This window comes from Caballeronia sp. INML2, assembly GCF_023631365.1.
GTDB lineage: Bacteria > Pseudomonadota > Gammaproteobacteria > Burkholderiales > Burkholderiaceae > Caballeronia > Caballeronia turbans.
In genome coordinates this window covers 38,830-55,600 of record NZ_JALQDH010000057.1, presented here as the reverse complement: position 1 = coordinate 55,600, position 16,771 = coordinate 38,830, and the positions used below count along the sequence as shown (strand labels likewise).

At 64.4% G+C, this 16,771-nt stretch carries 13 protein-coding genes; 5 read left to right on the top strand and 8 right to left on the bottom strand.

The window, feature by feature from the left end:
• Window positions 1–116: 116 nt before the first annotated feature.
• Window positions 117–590: an acyl-CoA thioesterase gene (locus NCT32_RS20375; protein WP_061119997.1), complete on the top strand. Its 474-nt coding sequence runs from the start codon at window positions 117–119 to the stop codon at window positions 588–590.
• A 70-nt stretch (window positions 591–660) separates the two neighbouring features.
• On the opposite strand, the gene NCT32_RS20370 is transcribed toward NCT32_RS20375, so the two are convergent.
• On the bottom strand, window positions 661–1,608 hold the full coding sequence (locus NCT32_RS20370) for a VacJ family lipoprotein (protein WP_061119996.1): 948 nt from the start codon (window positions 1,606–1,608) through the stop codon (window positions 661–663).
• A 47-nt stretch (window positions 1,609–1,655) separates the two neighbouring features.
• Window positions 1,656–4,316 (bottom strand): MMPL family transporter, encoded by a 2,661-nt coding sequence (locus tag NCT32_RS20365; protein WP_061119995.1) that lies wholly within the window; start codon window positions 4,314–4,316, stop codon window positions 1,656–1,658.
• Between the two features lie 261 nt (window positions 4,317–4,577).
• Between NCT32_RS20365 and NCT32_RS20360 the strand changes: the two genes are divergently transcribed.
• Window positions 4,578–5,195 (top strand): phospholipid-binding protein MlaC, encoded by a 618-nt coding sequence (locus tag NCT32_RS20360; RefSeq protein ID WP_061119994.1) that lies wholly within the window; start codon window positions 4,578–4,580, stop codon window positions 5,193–5,195.
• A 43-nt stretch (window positions 5,196–5,238) separates the two neighbouring features.
• On the opposite strand, the gene NCT32_RS20355 is transcribed toward NCT32_RS20360, so the two are convergent.
• Window positions 5,239–5,877 carry a response regulator transcription factor gene (locus tag NCT32_RS20355; protein WP_061119993.1) on the bottom strand — a complete coding sequence of 213 codons (639 nt, stop codon included), beginning with the start codon at window positions 5,875–5,877 and terminating at the stop codon, window positions 5,239–5,241.
• Complete coding sequence (locus tag NCT32_RS20350) at window positions 5,867–7,294, bottom strand: cache domain-containing protein (protein ID WP_061119992.1); 1,428 nt, start codon at window positions 7,292–7,294, stop codon at window positions 5,867–5,869. Before NCT32_RS20350 ends, NCT32_RS20355 begins: the two co-directional genes overlap by 11 nt.
• Before the next feature lie 148 nt (window positions 7,295–7,442).
• On the opposite strand from NCT32_RS20350, the gene NCT32_RS20345 reads away from it, so the two are divergent.
• A complete protein-coding gene (locus NCT32_RS20345) occupies window positions 7,443–9,527 on the top strand; it encodes a carbon starvation CstA family protein (RefSeq protein WP_061119991.1) in 2,085 nt (694 codons plus the stop codon).
• A 9-nt stretch (window positions 9,528–9,536) separates the two neighbouring features.
• Window positions 9,537–9,731 carry a YbdD/YjiX family protein gene (locus NCT32_RS20340; RefSeq protein WP_061119990.1) on the top strand — a complete coding sequence of 65 codons (195 nt, stop codon included), beginning with the start codon at window positions 9,537–9,539 and terminating at the stop codon, window positions 9,729–9,731.
• Between the two features lie 237 nt (window positions 9,732–9,968).
• Here NCT32_RS20340 and hpnH read toward each other — a convergent pair whose 3' ends face one another.
• Window positions 9,969–11,123, bottom strand: a complete 1,155-nt coding sequence (gene hpnH / locus NCT32_RS20335; RefSeq protein WP_061119989.1) for an adenosyl-hopene transferase HpnH — start codon at window positions 11,121–11,123, stop codon at window positions 9,969–9,971.
• A gap of 13 nt (window positions 11,124–11,136) precedes the next feature.
• On the bottom strand, window positions 11,137–12,099 hold the full coding sequence (gene ispH / locus NCT32_RS20330; RefSeq protein WP_061119988.1) for a 4-hydroxy-3-methylbut-2-enyl diphosphate reductase: 963 nt from the start codon (window positions 12,097–12,099) through the stop codon (window positions 11,137–11,139).
• Window positions 12,100–12,489: 390 nt separating this feature from the next.
• Between ispH and NCT32_RS20325 the strand changes: the two genes are divergently transcribed.
• Window positions 12,490–13,692 (top strand): glycosyltransferase, encoded by a 1,203-nt coding sequence (locus tag NCT32_RS20325; protein ID WP_061119987.1) that lies wholly within the window; start codon window positions 12,490–12,492, stop codon window positions 13,690–13,692.
• A gap of 14 nt (window positions 13,693–13,706) precedes the next feature.
• Here the strand turns inward: NCT32_RS20325 and NCT32_RS20320 are convergent, their stop codons facing one another.
• Both NCT32_RS20320 and NCT32_RS20315 read right to left on the bottom strand, forming a co-directional pair.
• Window positions 13,707–14,237 (bottom strand): hypothetical protein, encoded by a 531-nt coding sequence (locus NCT32_RS20320; RefSeq protein WP_061119986.1) that lies wholly within the window; start codon window positions 14,235–14,237, stop codon window positions 13,707–13,709.
• A 229-nt stretch (window positions 14,238–14,466) separates the two neighbouring features.
• Window positions 14,467–16,713, bottom strand: coding sequence for an NADP-dependent isocitrate dehydrogenase (locus NCT32_RS20315; protein ID WP_061120048.1), 2,247 nt, complete (start codon window positions 16,711–16,713; stop codon window positions 14,467–14,469).
• Between the last annotated feature and the right edge of the window lie 58 nt (window positions 16,714–16,771).

The window sequence follows — 16,771 nt, the reverse complement described above, 5'->3', positions numbered from 1 at the left end:
CTCCCCTTGCTTTCTGCGGGTTAACCCTCACTTCGTTATAATCAGGGAAAACCCTTACCCAGCGCGCGTCTCTTCTCTGCACTTCGACGCGCGGTAAAGAAAGCGAGGTACCGCAAATGAATTTCCACACCCGTAAGTGGGTCAAGCCCGAAGATCTGAATCCGAACGGCAGCCTGTTCGGCGGGAGCCTTCTGCGCTGGATCGACGAAGAAGCCGCGATTTACGCGATTTCGCAGCTGGGCAATCAGCGCGTCGTGACCAAGTTCATGTCCGAAATCAACTTTGTGAGCTCGGCGCGTCAGGGCGACATCATCGAGCTGGGCATCACCGCGACGCATTTCGGCCGCACGTCGATCACGCTGCGCGCGGAAGTCCGCAACAAGATCACGCGCAAGAGCATTCTGACCGTCGAGAAGATGGTGTTCGTGAACCTCAACGAGCAGGGCGAGCCCGTGCCGCATGGCCGCACGAAGATTCGCTACGCCGACGAACTGTTCGAGGCGTATCGCCGTGATCAGGGCGGGGTGGAAGCGCCGAAAGTTTCCGACGACGATCTGATGGAGGAAGTGGCGGAAGAGGCCGCGCATTGATAGCGCACCCGCACACTAAAGACAAAACGGGCGCTCGGGCGCCCGTTTCCTTTCCGGCTTCGAGACCTGCCTACTTCCCCGCTGGCTGCGCCGCCGGATCGTCATACTGCGGCAATCCCTGAGCCTTGCTCGAGCTCGGCGACGGCTGCGCCTTCGGCGCGTTCTCCTCGGGCGCAGGCGACTTTCCGCCGACCCCACCCGCAGGCGATGCCGCCGCGCCCGGATCGACATACGTCGGCAAGCCTTGCTCCCTGCTGCCGCCGCCGCTTGAGCCTTCCGGCGCGCTGGCTCCCTCCGGCGCGCTCGCGCCTTCGGGCGCCGATGCGCCTTCATCGCCGTAATCGGGCAGCGAGCTCGCGCCGCCGCCGGTCAGCAAATATTGACGCCGCTGCGTGTATGCGTCGCGCACAAACGCGTATTTGTCGAGCGCGGCGGCCGAAAGCAGGTCGGTCGCGCCGATCAGGTCCGCACGCGCGCTCACGAAGTTCACGCCATAGAGCGGCCAGCGGATGCCCGCATCGGCATAACTGACGGGATTCACGCGCCAGTCGACGAGCCAGGTCGTCGAATCGCGAAACGAGCTCGGGCCGAGCAGCGGCAGCACCAGATACGGCCCCGACGGCATGCCGTAGTGCCCGAGCGTCAGGCCGAAGTCCTGATGGTGCTTCGGCAAGCCGGCGGGCGACGCGATATCGATCAGGCCGCCGATGCCGAACAGCGAGTTCATCGCGATGCGCATCAGATCCTGCGTCGCATCGGTGATCTTCAACTGCAGCAGGTTGTTCGCGAAGTTCGAGAAATCGCCCAGATTCGAGAAGAAATTGCTGACCGCGGTGCGGAACGGGCTCGGCGTGTAATCGACATAGAACTGCGCGACGGGCTTGGCGACGTAGGTATCGAGCGTGTCGTTGAACGTGAAGATCTTGCGGTTCATTGGCTCGAGCGGGTCTTTCGCATTGCGGTCCGGGCCGGTCGCGCAGCCCGTTGTTGCGAGCGCGCCCGCAATCGCCAGGCTCATCCCAAATCTGCGCAGTGCACGAGCGGTCACAGCCGTCGATCCCCACTTCATTCTTCAATTCCTCTTAGGTTGTCATGTCGTTGCGCCGCCCTGAGCTTCGCGCGGGCGGCCGCGCGCACCTTGCGCGGTTTGCCCATCAGGACGGGCTGGAAGACCACCGCGCCGATGAGCGTGCAAAAGAGCGACAGCGCCAGCAGCCGCCCCATGCTGGACGTGCCCGGATGATGAGAGAACCACAGGCTTCCGAACGCCGTCGCCGTCGTGGCCGCACTGAACATAACGGCATGCGTGAGGCTGGACTGAAGCAACCGCGTCTGCCCGGAACGCCACGCCATCACGAAATAGATCTTGAACGCCACGCCGACGCCCAGCATCAGCGGCAGCGCGATGATGTTCGCGAAGTTGAGCGGCATCCTGAAGACGACGCACAGTTCCAGCGTGACGATCGCGGAGACGAGCAACGGTACCAAAGTTCTCAAAACGTCGCCAAAACGGCGCAGCGCGATCCACAGCAGCACGGCGATCGCGATGAGCGAGTAGAGCGCCGCCTGCTCGAACGCCTTGATGATCGTCTCCGCCGAATGGCGCACGGAAATCGGCCCGCCGATCGCGTCGGGCGCGGCCTTCTGCACTGCGTCGGCGAAGCGGGCGAGGAGCGCGTCGTCGTTGGGATCGACCCCGGGCGGGATCCTCGGCGCGATGTCGACGAGCGCTTCGCCCTGCGGCGTCACGAACGACGCGACCATCTGCGGCGGCAGCGTGTCGCGCGTGATTTCCGCAGGCGTCAGGAGCGCGCGCAACTGCGCGAGCGCGAGGCGCAGCGGCTCGGCCATCGCGTGCTCGGCGCGGTCGCGCGTCGCGGCGTCGGCTTGCGCCAGCTTTGCGAGCGTCTCCGAAAGATGCTTCGCTTCCTTGTCGCCGGGGCCGGGATGCTCGTCGGCGGCGAGCGAAAGCTGGTTCGACACGCGTTTGAGCGCCGCGACGCGCACGGCGTCCGTCACGGGCGCTGCCGTCTGCTGATCGAGCGCGGGCAGCAGTTGATCGGCGGCGGCCTTGATGAGCTCGAGTTTCTTCGGCTGATCGGACGGGATGAGCGAGGAGAGCGTCGTCGCGCTCCCGACTTCCGGCAGTTTCCGCAGTTTCGCCGCGATGCCGTCGGCGTCGGCGAGCGAGGGCGCGAGCACCGCGACATCGTTCACCGCGCCTTCCGGCGAGTCCTTGAGCGCGATGAGCGTCGCCATCGACTCGGTATGCGGGTCTTTCAGATGCAGCGGATTGAAGTCGAAGCGCAGATCGAAGAGCAGCGGCAGCGCGCCGATGACGACCACGAGCGTGCCGATGAGCACCGGCTTGCGATGCCGGTCGAGGAACTCGTCGACGGGCGCGAGCACCGGAAAGCCCGGTGACTGCGCTTCGCCCGGCGGCGCGAACACTTTGATGAGCGCGGGCAACAGCGTCATGTTGGTCGCGTAGGCCACGAACATGCCGACGCCCGCGATCAGCCCCAGCTCCGAGACGCCGCGATACGCGGTCGGCAGAAACGAGAAGAAGCTCGCGGCGGTCGCGGCGGCGGCGAGCGTGAGCGGCACGGCGACATGGCGCGCGGTTTCCGCGAGCGAGACGTCGAGCCGCTTGTGCCGGTAACGCTCCTCGCGATACTTCACGCCGAACTGGATGCCGAAGTCCACGCCCAGGCCGACGAACAGCACCATGAACGCGACCGAGATCATGTTGAGCGCGTGGACCATCATGAGGCCGAGCGCGGCGGTGATCGCGAGCCCGACGAAGAGCGTGATGAACACCGCGAGGATCATGCGCTTCGAGCGCAGCGCCACCCAGAGGATCATCAGCACGACGAGGAAGGTCAGGGCGCCATTGAGCACGGCGCCGTCCTGCACGGATGCGAATTCCTCGTCGGCGAGCGGCTGTGCGCCCGTCAGATGCAGCGTCGCCCCATACTTTTTGTCGATGCCGAGCTCGGCGGCCTTCGCGCGAATCTCTTCCGATGTCCCCGCCGCCGCCTTCAGCGCATTGAAGTTCAGTTCCGGCAACACGGTGACGAACGCACGCCCGGGCGCCGCGCTGTTTGGCGAATCCGCGAGGCCGCGCCAGGAGAATGCGGCGGGCTGATTCGCGAGCACGCGGTCGAGCACGGCCGCGCTCCTGCCGAGCAGACCCGCCATCTGGCCGAGGCTGACCTGTCCGAGCGTCAGCGGCAGATTGAGCGTCGTGTTGAGGGTCTGCGCGAGGCCGGTGAGCGTCGGGTCGTGCGCGAGCGTGTTGATGAGCGGGCGCGCCTCTACGAGCTGCTTCGTGACCTGTTCGACCTTGTCCGTCGGCAGATAGAGCAGGCCGTTGTGCTCGAAGAACGCGCCGCCCTCGGGCTGCGACACCGACCTGAAGCGCTCCGGCTCTTTCGCGAGCGCGGCGGCGAGCTCGTTCGCGGCGGCATCGGCGAATTCCTGCGCCGGCGCCTGAACGACGATCAGCAGCGCCGCGCCGCGCTGCGGAAACGCCGCGTCGATCGCCTTGCTGCGCGCAGCCCACTCGGGCTCCGTCTCGATCAGCTGGCTGACATCGGTGCTGATTCTGAAGTGATGGACGACATAAATCGTGGAGAGCACGCCGAGCAGCAGCGAAACGGCGATAATCCACGCCGGCCGGCGGATGGCGAGGGTGACGAAGCGAGTAATGTTGGACGTCAGCATGAAGACGCTACCTGGTGTGCCCTGTTATCTTTTGTGCGTGCGAACGCGCGAATTGCATGATGCCGACCGCCGGGATCCGGATCACTCCATGAAACGACGTGGGAAGCCGCGCAAGTATACCGGGCGCACCGCAACACTCCATGCTTGAACTGTTGCGGCGCGGCGGTGTCGATATACTGACCTCGCAGCCAGCTGGCCGCCGCTGCAATGTCCGAAGGCCGCACAACCCGCGCCACCAAACCTGATTAGAGAACGGGTGCCATGAAACGCTATCTGTCTATTTGCTTCGCTTTCCTCCTAGCCTCGCTGTCCTTCGCGGGCGAGGCACTCGCACAAACGAGTCCCGATGCCGTCGTGAAGAGCGCCGTCGAAGGCACTGTCAACGCGATGAAGGCCGACCCGCAGGCGCGCGGCGGCGACATGGCGAAGATCACGCAGCTCGTCGAAACGCGCTTCCTGCCCGCTACCGACTTCCAGCGCACCACGCGCATCGCGGTGGGCAAGGCCTGGGCGAGCGCCACGCCCGAGCAGCAAAAGCAGCTTTACGACCAGTTCCAAACGCTTCTGGTTCGCACGTATGCGGCCTCGCTCTCGCAATTGCGCGATCAGGACGTGAAGTTCAAGTTCGATGCGCCCAACATCGATGCCAACACGAAAGACACAGTGGTCGAATCGCACGTCATTTCCACGGGCGGCGACAACCCCGTGCGCTATCGTCTGGAGAAGACGCCGCAGGGCTGGAAAATCTACGACATCGACATGATGGGCGCGTGGCTCATCCAGGTCTACCAGCAACAATTCGCCGGCCAGTTGCAAAAGGGCGGCGTCGACGGCCTCATCAAATTCCTTTCCGAGCACAACGCCCGGTCCGCAGGCTGAGTCGCGTCTCGTCGCGCTTCGTGTCTTCCGCCGAGGCCGGGCGTCACGTTCGGCGGTGCTCCACCGCGAACTTGATCAGCTCGGCCTGTCCGTCGATATCCAGTTTGCGCTTCAAATTCAGGCGATGCGTTTCCACCGTGCGCACCGACAGCCCGTGCTGCTGCGCGATCTGCTTGCTCGATAAGCCCTCGGCCAGCGCGTCGAGGACGTCGCGCTCACGCGGCGTCAGGCGTTCGAGCGGCGTCTGCATCGACTGTGCCTGAATCATGCGTGCGGCGAGCCCGGCGCTGAAAAAGGTCTTTCCGGCGAGCACCGCGTCGATCGCCTGAAGGATCTCCGCGGCGGGCGAATCCTTCAGCACGTAGCCGCTCGCGCCCGCGCGCACCGCCTGCTTCACGTACTCCACGTTGTCGTGCATCGACAGCATCAGCACGCGGATGCCCGGATGCCGCTCGTGAAAAAGCGCCGCCAGCTCGATGCCGCTCATGCCCGCCATGCCGACGTCCATCAGCGCGAGATCGGGCGGATTCGATTCGTCGGCGGCGAGCGCGAGCGCTTCTTTTGCGTTGCCCGCCTCGCCGGTCACGCAAAGACGCGGCACGGAGTCGAGTCGGGCGCGCAAGCCGTCGCGCACGAGCGGGTGATCGTCCACGAGAATGATGCGGGCGGGTTCAGCGCTCATCGGTAAGTCCTTGAAGATTGGGTGCGGCGAGCGGCAGCGGCACGCTCGCGGTGATCGACGTGCGGCCGAGTTGCGAGCCGATCGCCAGCGTGCCGCCGAGCGTGTCGAGCCGCTCGCGCATGTTGCGCAGTCCGACGCCGCTCGCCGGATCGGAGAGCGCGCCATGCGCGTCGAAGCCGCGGCCGTTGTCGGTGATGTCGAGCGTGACGGCGTGCGCGGCGATATCGAGCGTGATCACCGCGCGCGATGCCTGCGCGTGCCGCGCGATGTTGGTCAGCGCTTCCTGCGCGATGCGAAAGAGCACGGTGTTGACGGGATCGGGCAGCGTCGTGCGCTGCGTCGCACAGGGCTTGCCGTCGTCCATCGATTCGAAGCGCGCCTCGATGCCGTCCTGGCCGTCGAATTCGCGCACGAGCTGCTCCAGCGCCGCGGCGAGACCGAGGTCGTCGAGCATCGCGGGGCGCAGCGCATGCGAGATGCGGCGCACTTCGCGCAGCGTGCCCGAGAGACGTCCGAGGCTCGTCGCGAGCGCGGCCTCCGCGGTCGGCTCGCGCGCCGTGCCATGCTCGAAACGCGCGAGCGCCGATTCGAGCAGCAGCTTCACCGAGACGAGCATCTGGCTGATGCCGTCGTGCAACTCGCGCGAGAGCCGCGCGCGTTCCTGTTCCTGCGAATCCACCACTTGCCGCGCGAGGCGCTTCAGCTTCGCATCGGCGCTTCGATGCTCGCTGATGTTGAGCACCGCGCCGCACACCGCGATGATCGCGAGCCCGGCGAGCGCGATCGCGCCGATCCACATCAGCGTGCGCTCGATATTCGTGGCCGCCTGCGAGTCGATGCGCGCAAGCGTCGTCTCGACATCCTCCAGATAGATGCCCGTGCCCATCATCCAGCCCCAGCGCTCGAGCGGCACCACGTAACCGAGCTTGGGCGCGATCAGTCCGGTGGACGGCCGCCGCCAGACGTACCGGACGTAGCCGCCGCCTTTCGATGCCTGTTCGATGAGTTCCTGAATGGTCAGCGCGCCGTTCGGGTCGCGCATCAGCCAGAGGTCGCGTCCGACGAGATCCGGCTGGCGCGGATGCATGAGCGATGTGCCGTGCATCGTGTAGACGAAAAAGTAGCCGTCCTGTCCGAAATCGAGCCGCTGCAGCGCGTCGAGCGCGAGGCGGCGGCGTTCGTCGTCGCTGCGCGGGTCGGTCGCGGGAGCATCATAGTATGGCGCGATCGCGCTCTTCGCGATCTCGACGTAATGCCGCAGCTCGATCTCCTTGCTCGCCATGTAGGCGGCCTGCGTCGTCTCGTGCTGCGCCTGCGCGAGCGACTGCGCCTGCTGGCGTACACCGTAGGTGATTCCACCGATCGCCAGCGCGAACGGCACGATCGCAAGCAGGAAGATCTTTGCCTTGAGATTCATTGATACAGGGTTTTCCGCTACGTGAAGCCACGTAGTACGCATACGTAGTTATGCGCTTGTAAGCGCCCGGGCGAAAGCGAATACTACCGCCCAATGCGCTATCACGGCGCATCCATCGACCTGACGGGTCAATAACTAAGGAGACGCCATGAATCGGGCTTCCGGATTCCTGGTCTGGATCGCGCTCGCGCTATTGGGCGCGTTCGCATTCGGCACCATTGCACTCGCGCACGGCGAGCGTATCAGCGCACTGTGGATCGTCATCGCGGCGGTCTGCGTCTATCTCATCGCTTATCGGTTCTATTCGCGCTTCGTTGCGGCGAAAGTGCTGCAACTCGACGGCCTGCGCATGACGCCGGCCGTTCGTCATAACGATGGCCTCGACTACGTGCCGACGAACAAGTACGTGCTCTTCGGCCATCACTTCGCCGCGATCGCGGGCGCGGGCCCGCTGGTAGGCCCTGTGCTGGCCGCGCAGATGGGCTACACGCCCGGCATGCTGTGGATACTCGCCGGTGTGGTGTTCGCGGGCGCGGTGCAGGATTTCGTCATCCTGTTCATCTCGACGCGACGCGACGGCCGCTCGCTCGGCGATCTCATCAAGATGGAGCTGGGCACCGTGCCCGGCGTGATCGCGCTTTTCGGCGCGTTCCTCATCATGGTGATCATTCTCGCGGTGCTCGCGCTGATCGTCGTCAAAGCGCTGACCAATTCGCCGTGGGGCACGTTCACCGTCGCGGCGACCATTCCGATCGCGCTCTTCATGGGCGTCTATACGCGCTACATCCGTCCGGGGCGCATCGGCGAGGTGTCGATCATCGGTTTCATCGGCCTGATGCTCGCGATCGTGTACGGCGGCCAGGTCGCGGAATCGGCGACGTTCGCGCCGTATTTCACGTTCACCGGCGTGCAGCTCGTGTGGATCCTGATCGGCTACGGTTTCGTCGCGTCGGTGCTGCCGGTGTGGCTGCTGCTCGCGCCGCGCGATTATCTGTCGACTTTCCTCAAGATCGGCACGATTCTGGGTCTCGCGGTCGGCATTCTGATCGTCGCGCCCGAACTGAAGATGCCGGCGTTCACCAAGTTTGTCGATGGCAGCGGGCCGGTGTGGTCGGGCAACCTGTTCCCGTTCCTGTTCATCACGATCGCGTGCGGCGCGGTGTCGGGCTTCCATGCGCTCATCTCGTCGGGCACGACGCCCAAGATGATCGATAACGAAGTCAACATGCGCTTCATCGGTTATGGCGCGATGCTGATGGAGTCGTTCGTCGCGATCATGGCGCTCGTCGCCGCCTGCGTGATCGAGCCGGGCGTGTACTTCGCGATGAACAGCCCCGCCGCGCTGCTCGGCTCGACGCCCGAAGCGGTCGCGCAGACCGTCTCGAGCTGGGGCTTCGCGCTGACGCCGGACATGCTGACGGCGACGGCGAAGGCGGTCGGCGAGACGACCATCGTGGCGCGTGCCGGCGGCGCGCCGACGCTCGCGGTCGGCATGGCGCAAATTCTTCATCAGGTGATCGGCGGCCCGGCGATGATGGCGTTCTGGTATCACTTCGCCATTCTGTTCGAAGCGCTCTTCATCCTGACCGCGGTCGATGCGGGCACGCGCGCCGGCCGCTTCATGCTGCAGGATCTGCTCGGCACGTTCCATCCGGCGCTGCGCCGCACGGAGTCGCTTCCGGCCAACCTCATCGCGACGGGCCTGTGCGTCGCCGCGTGGGGCTACTTCCTGTATCAGGGCGTGGTCGATCCGTTCGGCGGCATCAACACGCTGTGGCCGCTCTTCGGCATCTCGAATCAGATGCTCGCGGGCATCGCGCTGATGCTCGGCACCGTCGTGCTGTTCAAGATGAAGCGCGAGCGCTACGCGTGGGTCACGCTCGTGCCGACGATCTGGCTGCTCATCTGCACGTTGACGGCCGGCTGGCAGAAGATTTTCGACGCGAATCCGAAGGTCGGCTTCCTCGCGCACGCGGGCAAGCTGAAGGACGCGTACGACGCGGGCAAGGTGATGGCGCCGGCGAAGTCGCTCGCGGAGATGCAGCGCATCATCTTCAACGATTACGTCGATGCGGCGCTTGCCGGGTTGTTCATCTTCGTGGTGGTGAGCATCGCGGTGTACGGCGTGCTGGCCGTGTTGCGCGCGCGTCGCGAAACGAAGCCGACGGTGCGCGAGACGCCATTCGAGGCGATGCCCGCCGGCGCGGGCGCAGCGGTTCGTTCGGGCCACTAGGAGCGCACGATGTTCACCGATCTTCGGCAAGCAGGACGCTATCTCGGCCAGACGATGCGTCTGATGGTCGGAATGCCTGATTACGACGCTTATGTCACGCACATGCAGACGACGCATCCCGACAAGCCGATGATGAGCTATGCGGAGTTTTTCCGTGAGCGTCAGGAGGCGAGGTACGGATCGGGAGCGGGGAAGTGCTGCTGAGCTGATGCGGCTTAGCAGTGGTTGACGAGAACGCGACGGCGAGAGCCGTCGCGTTTTTTGTGCGTGTAGAAATGGCAATGTTCGATCTCGCCGCTCGAAGCGTTGCCGATCCGATGGAACCCGTCGCCGTAGATGATCGGGAGGCCCTCAAAGATCAAGGGCGGCGAACATGAAAGCAAAAAGGGCGGGTGACCCAAGTCACCCGCCCTTCGCATTTCCAAACGTCCGATAAGCGCCTCAGTTCACCGCCGCCGCCGTCTTCGAACCCTTGTTCTTCTGCATGCGGCCGATCTCTTCCAGCTTGATTTCGACGTGCTTCGAGAACACGTATTCGGCCGGACGCTGCTTGTCGATCGGCAGGTCCTTGGCGAATGCGCCCGTCGTGCGCGGACCCGAAAGGGCGATCTTCGCGGCCTTGAGCGGATGCGCCACCGTATCCATCACGGCCGTCGCCTCGAAGCCGCAGTGGACCATGCAGTCCGCGCACTTTTCGTACTTGCCGGTGCCGTACTTGTCCCAGTCGGTGGTTTCCATCAGTTCCTTGAAGGTCTTCACGTAACCTTCGCCGACCAGATAGCAGGGCTTTTGCCAACCGAACACCGTGCGTGCCGGGTTGCCCCACGGCGTGCACTGATACGTCTGGTTGCCCGCGAGGAAGTCGAGGAACAGCGTGGACTGGCTGAACGACCAGTTCTTGCCGTTGTTGCCGCGCTTGAAGATTTCGCGGAACAGATTCTTGGTCTTTTCGCGATTCAGGAAGTGCTGCTGATCCGGCGCGCGCTCATACGCGTAGCCCGGCGAGACGGTGATGCCATCGACGCCGATCGGGCCGAGCGTGTCGAAGAACTTCGCGACGCGCTCGGGTTCGGCATCGTTGAACAGCGTGCAGTTGATGTTTACGCGAAAGCCGCGGCGCTTCGCTTCCTTGATGGCGGCGACGGCCTTGTCGTAGGTGCCCGGCTGCGAAACCGAGTGATCGTGCGCCTCGCGGTCGCCGTCGAGGTGCACCGACCAGACGAAGTACGGGCTCGGCTCGTAATCGTCCATCTTCTTTTCCATCAGCAGCGCGTTCGTGCAGAGATACACGAACTTCTTGCGCGCCATGATGCCCTTCACGATCTGCGGCATTTCCTTGTGCAGCAAAGGCTCGCCCCCCGCGATCGACACGACCGGCGCCCCGCATTCGTCGACGGCGCCGAGACACTCTTCCAGCGACAGGCGCTGGTTCAGGATCGGATCCGGATAGTCGATCTTGCCGCAGCCGTTACAGGCGAGATTGCAGCGGAAGAGCGGTTCCAGCATCAGCGCGAGCGGGTAACGCTTGTTGCCCGTCAGGTGCTGCTTGAAGATGTAGGCGCCTACGCGGGCCTTCTGGAGCATCGGGATAGACAATTGCGTCCTCTCCTTATTCTTCGCGAATCGCGGTTGCCGCAACGGCGGCGACCGGCTGAGTGAGCTTCGCGGGAAGTTTGAATTCGACCTTCTCCTCGCGGCCGTTCATCGTCGTGACTTCGACGTTTCCGAACGCGCGCAGGGCATCGATCACATGTTTGACCATTTCCTCGGGCGCCGAAGCGCCCGCGGTGATGCCGACCGTCTGCACATTGGCAAACCACTCCGGCTTGATCTCTGAACCGTCCGCGACGAGGTAGCTCGGAACGCCGGTCTCGGCGCCGATTTCCCGCAGGCGGTTGGAATTGGAACTGTTGGTCGCGCCGACCACGAGCAGCACGTCCACCTGGCTCGACAGCTCGCGCACGGCGGCCTGGCGGTTTTGCGTCGCGTAGCAGATGTCGCGCGTGTCCGGGCCGACGATATCCGTGAAGCGGCGCTGCAAGGCATCGATGATGCCGCGCGTGTCATCGACCGAAAGCGTGGTCTGCGTGACGTAGGCGACGGGCGTGTCCGGCGCGAGCGTCATCTTTTCCACTTCGGCCTCGCTCTGCACCAGCACGACTTCGGCCGGAATCTGCCCGATCGTGCCCTCGACTTCCGGATGACCCGCGTGGCCGATCAGAATGAGCGTGCGTCCCTGCGATACGTACTGCCGCCCCTGCACATGAACTTTCGTGACGAGCGGGCAAGTGGCGTCCAGCACGTCGAGCCCGCGCGTCTGCGCATCCTTTTCGACGCTCTGCGCGACGCCGTGCGCACTGAAGATCGCGACCGCGCCGTGCGGCACTTCATCCAGTTCCTCGACGAAACGCGCACCCTTGCTGCGCAGGTTGTCGACGACATGACGGTTGTGAACGATCTCGTGACGCACATAGACAGGCGCGCCATGCCGTTCGAGGGCCCGATCGACGATTTCGATCGCACGGACCACGCCCGCACAAAAGCCGCGGGGTTGAGCAAGGATGATACGCATATTCGAACGAACTCCGACTGACGCGGGTTTCGGGATAGCCGGCGCGAAGCTCGCGCTTTCCGTTGATTCGGCGTTCGTGACGTCTCGGAAACGTCAGGAGAGCGCCAGGAAAGCAGACCGGAAAAAAAGACACGGTGATTGTGGTCTGCGCGCCGAAGTTGACCGCGTATTCTAACCCGTTCCCTTTTTGGGTGCTCAATGGCCGCTTCACTGCACAGCCCGTCGCGCGCGTCAGTACGACAATTTTGAGAAGCCAGTAAACTGTCGCGTCTTGCCGTCATGCGGTCCGGGGCGTTCGCCCTACGGCGTTCATCCGTGTCTATTTCCCGCAACGCGCCGTCGACCGCACCTTCCGGCTGCGCCACCGTTTCCAAGCTAATCGTTTATTTCATGCTACTGATCGCCTGGCTGTCTTTTTTGATCTGGATTGTGCTGCTGTTCGCACGCGGCGGCTTCTGGCGCGCGGAACCCGCGCCGGCGCTGTCCGATACGACGGTCCACGCCGTCGGCAACGCGGAGATCGCGCGCCGCGGCGCATGGCCCGCGCTCGTGGCCGTCGTACCGGCGCGCAACGAGGCCGACGTCATCGGGCGGGCGGTTGGCTCGCTGCTGAAGCAGGACTACGCGGGCGCGTTTCATGTGATCGTCGTCGATGACCACAGCACCGACGGCACCGCGAGCGTCGCGCTCGCCGCCGCCCGCGATCTCGGGCTCGAAGATCGTCTGACCGTGCTGACCGCGCAGCCGCTGCCGCCGGGCTGGTCGGGCAAGGTGTGGGCGCAGTCGCAGGGCATCGGCGCGATCGATTCGCTTGGCCTGCCCGCCGAGTTCCTGCTCCTGACCGACGCCGACATCCATCATCCGGCCGATGCCGCGACGCAACTCGTCGCGCGCACGATTCTCGAAGACCGCGATCTGGTCTCGCTGATGGTGCGTCTGCGTTGCGATTCGCTCTGGGAGAAGGTGCTGATTCCGGCATTCGTGTTTTTCTTCGCGAAGCTCTATCCGTTCGCCTGGGTCAACGACGTGAAGAAGCCGACGTCCGGCGCGGCGGGCGGCTGCATGCTCGTGCGCCGCTCGGCGCTCGTGGAGGCGGGCGGGATCGAATCGATCCGTCAGGAACTGATCGACGATTGCAGTCTCGCCGCGCGCATCAAGCATCGCGCGGGCCGCAACGACGCGCGACCCATCCGGCTCGATCTCGCCGCGCGCAGCGAATCGCTGCGTCCTTACGAAAGCTGGCGCGATATCTGGAACATGATCGCCCGCACGGCGTTCACGCAACTGCGCTATTCGCCGCTGCTGCTGGCCGGCACGGTGCTCGGCATGGCGCTGATCTATCTCGCGCCGCCGGTGCTCGCGCTCGTCTACGGCGCGCGCGCCTGGCCCGCATGCGCCGCGTGGGCGATCATGTGCATCGCCTATGGTCCGATGCTGCGCTATTACGGCAGGTCGCTCTTATGGGCGCCGCTCCTGCCGCTCGTCGCGTTGTTCTACGTGAGCGCGACGATCGGCTCGGCCGTGCGTTACTGGAGCGGGAAGGGCGGGCAATGGAAGGCGCGCGTGCAGGCGCCGACTCAGGAGGGTTCGTAAGCGGCAGTTCGCGCTTATTTCTTCGTCAACATGGCATACAGCTCGATGACCATGTTCGGCGAAAACGTGAACGGCACCCAGCCGTGGCCGCTGTGACGCAGGACCAGCAGCCGGTCGCCGTTCGCGTGTTTCTGCGTCGCCATGACCGGATTTTTGGTGGCCGCGAAGCGCCATCCGGGCGGGATGCCCGTCGGCTGCTCCACCGTCATCGACGCGCGCACGTTCGACAATTGCTCGATCAGCTCCGACACGCCTTCCGGGCTCAGCTTCACCGTCTTGCCCGCAATCGTCATTTCGACCGCGTTGCGCTCCGGTCGCGAGACGACGAGCGTGGGCGGCTCGTTCAGGCCGGGCGGTTCGGCGGGCGCAGCGGAACCGTCCGGTTCGCGCACGTTGCCCAGCGCGGGCGGTTCGTCCGGCGAAACTTCACTGGACGGCGTCGCGGCTTCGGTCGATTCAACGGATGTTCGGACAGATGCGGCTGCGGTCTGGAGGAGCGTGTCGAGGCTCGACTCCAGCGCGCCGAGCTGGTCTTGTAGATTCATGCGAGTGTGTCTGTGTCTGGCAAGCGGGCGGCGAGGCAACGATTCTACCCGCTCGAATTTGGCGAGGTCGGCACAGGTTGTAACCAATTGCACCGAGCGTGCGGATTACACGACAGATTTCTTCGATGCCGATGGCGGCATCGTGCGATGCGGCGGCTCAAAAACAAAACCGGCATCCCCGAAGAGATGCCGGTCGATCGGGGCGCGCATGACGCGCCCGTACCGCGCTTTACTGCGCGCGCACTTGCGCGAGCGCGGCGTTGAACGTCTTGCTCGGACGCATCACCGCTTCGAGCTTCTTCTCGTCCGGCTTGTAATAGCCGCCGATGTCGGCCGCATTGCCCTGCACGGCGGCGAGTTCGTCGACGATCTTCTGCTCGTTCTCGGCGAGCGTCTTCGCGAGCGGCGCGAACAGTCCGGCGAGTTCCTTGTCGTCCGTCTGCGATGCGAGCTCTTGCGCCCAGTACATCGCGAGATAGAACTGGCTGCCGCGATTGTCGAGCTGGCCGGTCTTCGGCGACGGGCTCTTGTTGTTGTCGAGCAGCTTGCCGGTGGCGGCGTCGAGCGCCTTCGCGACGAGCTTCGCACGCGCGTTGTCGTTCTTGATGCCGAGCTCTTCGAGCGACACCGCCAGCGCGAGGAATTCGCCAAGCGAGTCCCAGCGCAGGTGGTTCTCCTGCACGAGCTGCTGCACGTGCTTCGGCGCCGAGCCGCCCGCGCCGGTCTCGTACAGGCCGCCGCCCGCCATCAGCGGAACGATCGACAGCATCTTCGCGCTCGTGCCGAGTTCCATGATCGGGAACAGGTCGGTCAGATAGTCGCGCAGGATGTTGCCGGTGACCGAGATCGTGTCCATGCCGCGAATCACGCGCTCGAGCGTGTAACGCATCGCGCGCACCTGCGACATGATCTGGATGTCGAGGCCCGTGGTGTCGTAATCCTTCAGGTACGTCTCGACCTTCTTGATGAGTTCGGCTTCGTGCGGACGATACGGGTCGAGCCAGAACACCGCCGGCGTGCCCGAGTTCTTCACGCGCGTGACGGCGAGCTTCACCCAGTCCCGGATCGGCGCGTCCTTCACGAGGCACATGCGCCAGATGTCACCCTTCTCGACTTCCTGCGTGAGCCCTTCGATGACTTCGTTCGTCGCGTTATCGACGATACGCGCCGTGCCGTCTTCCGCGATCTCGAACGTCTTGTCGTGCGAGCCGTACTCCTCGGCCTTCTGCGCCATCAGGCCGACGTTCGGCACCGTGCCCATGGTCTTGGGATCGAACGCGCCGTTCGTCTTGCAGAAATTGATGATTTCCTGATAGATGCGCGCGAACGTGCTTTCCGGAATCAGGCACTTCGTGTCTTGCGGACGGCCGTCGGCGCCCCACATCTTGCCGCCGGCGCGGATCATCGCGGGCATGGAAGCGTCGACGATCACGTCGTTCGGCGCGTGCAGGTTCGAGATGCCCTTGGCCGAATCGACCATCGCGAGCGCCGGGCGGTGCTCGTGGCACGCGTGCATGTCGCGGATGACTTCGTCGCGCTGCGATTCCGGCAGCGCCTCGATCTTCGTGTACAGATCGACGAGGCCGTTGTTCACATTGATGCCGAGCTCTTCGAAGAGCTTCGCGTGCTTCGCGAACGCGTCCTTGTAGAACACCTTCACGGCGTGGCCGAAGACGATCGGGTGCGAGACCTTCATCATGGTCGCCTTCACGTGCAGCGACAGCATGACGCCGGTCTTGCGCGCGTCTTCCATCTGCTCTTCGTAGAATTCGACGAGCGCCTTCTTGCTCATGAACATGCTGTCGACGATCTCGCCTTCCTGCAGCTTGACCTTCGGCTTGAGCACGATGGTTTCGCCGCGCTTCGTGACGAGTTCCATGCGCACTTCGCGGGCGCGGTCGTTCGTGATCGACTTTTCGCCGTGATAGAAGTCGCCGTGCTTCATGTGCGCGACGTGCGTGCGCGAGGCCATGCTCCACTCGCCCATGCTGTGCGGATGCTTCTTCGCGTAGTTTTTCACGGCGAGCGGCGCGCGGCGGTCCGAGTTGCCTTCGCGCAGCACCGGGTTCACGGCCGAGCCGAGGCACTTTCCATAGCGCGCGCGAATGGCTTTCTCTTCGTCGTTCTTCGGCTCTTCGGGATAGTCGGGCAGTTTGTAGCCCTTCGACTGGAGTTCCTTGATCGCGCTCGTCAACTGGTGCAAGGACGCGCTGATGTTCGGCAGCTTGATGATGTTGGTGTCGTCGAGCTGCGTGAGGCGGCCGAGCTCGGCGAGGTTGTCGGGGACCTTCTGCTCGTCGGTCAGGAATTCGGGGAATTCGCCCAGAATGCGCGCGGCGACGGAGATGTCGCTCGTCGCGACATTGACGCCCGCCGGCGCGGTGAATGCACGGATGATCGGCAGAAAGGCGCTGGTCGCGAGCAGCGGAGCTTCGTCGGTCAGGGTGTAGATGATGGTGGGTTGCTGATTACTCATCGCTTGTCTCGACATCCGAAAACAGGTTGGAAAAAACCGCCGGCCTCGGCACCCCTCC

What these genes read in the sequence shown, in the direction of transcription:
- NCT32_RS20320 (WP_061119986.1), bottom strand. Translation starts at nt 14,237, where the DNA reads ATGAATCTACAAGACCAGCTCGGCGCGCTGGAGTCGAGCCTCGACACG.
- NCT32_RS20340 (WP_061119990.1), top strand. Translation starts at nt 9,537, where the DNA reads ATGTTCACCGATCTTCGGCAAGCAGGACGCTATCTCGGCCAGACGATG.
- NCT32_RS20315 (WP_061120048.1), bottom strand. Translation starts at nt 16,713, where the DNA reads ATGAGTAATCAGCAACCCACCATCATCTACACCCTGACCGACGAAGCT.
- NCT32_RS20355 (WP_061119993.1), bottom strand. Translation starts at nt 5,877, where the DNA reads ATGAGCGCTGAACCCGCCCGCATCATTCTCGTGGACGATCACCCGCTC.
- NCT32_RS20350 (WP_061119992.1), bottom strand. Translation starts at nt 7,294, where the DNA reads ATGAATCTCAAGGCAAAGATCTTCCTGCTTGCGATCGTGCCGTTCGCG.
- NCT32_RS20375 (WP_061119997.1), top strand. Translation starts at nt 117, where the DNA reads ATGAATTTCCACACCCGTAAGTGGGTCAAGCCCGAAGATCTGAATCCG.
- NCT32_RS20325 (WP_061119987.1), top strand. Translation starts at nt 12,490, where the DNA reads ATGCTACTGATCGCCTGGCTGTCTTTTTTGATCTGGATTGTGCTGCTG.
- NCT32_RS20365 (WP_061119995.1), bottom strand. Translation starts at nt 4,316, where the DNA reads ATGCTGACGTCCAACATTACTCGCTTCGTCACCCTCGCCATCCGCCGG.
- NCT32_RS20345 (WP_061119991.1), top strand. Translation starts at nt 7,443, where the DNA reads ATGAATCGGGCTTCCGGATTCCTGGTCTGGATCGCGCTCGCGCTATTG.
- NCT32_RS20370 (WP_061119996.1), bottom strand. Translation starts at nt 1,608, where the DNA reads ATGAGCCTGGCGATTGCGGGCGCGCTCGCAACAACGGGCTGCGCGACC.
- ispH (WP_061119988.1), bottom strand. Translation starts at nt 12,099, where the DNA reads ATGCGTATCATCCTTGCTCAACCCCGCGGCTTTTGTGCGGGCGTGGTC.
- NCT32_RS20360 (WP_061119994.1), top strand. Translation starts at nt 4,578, where the DNA reads ATGAAACGCTATCTGTCTATTTGCTTCGCTTTCCTCCTAGCCTCGCTG.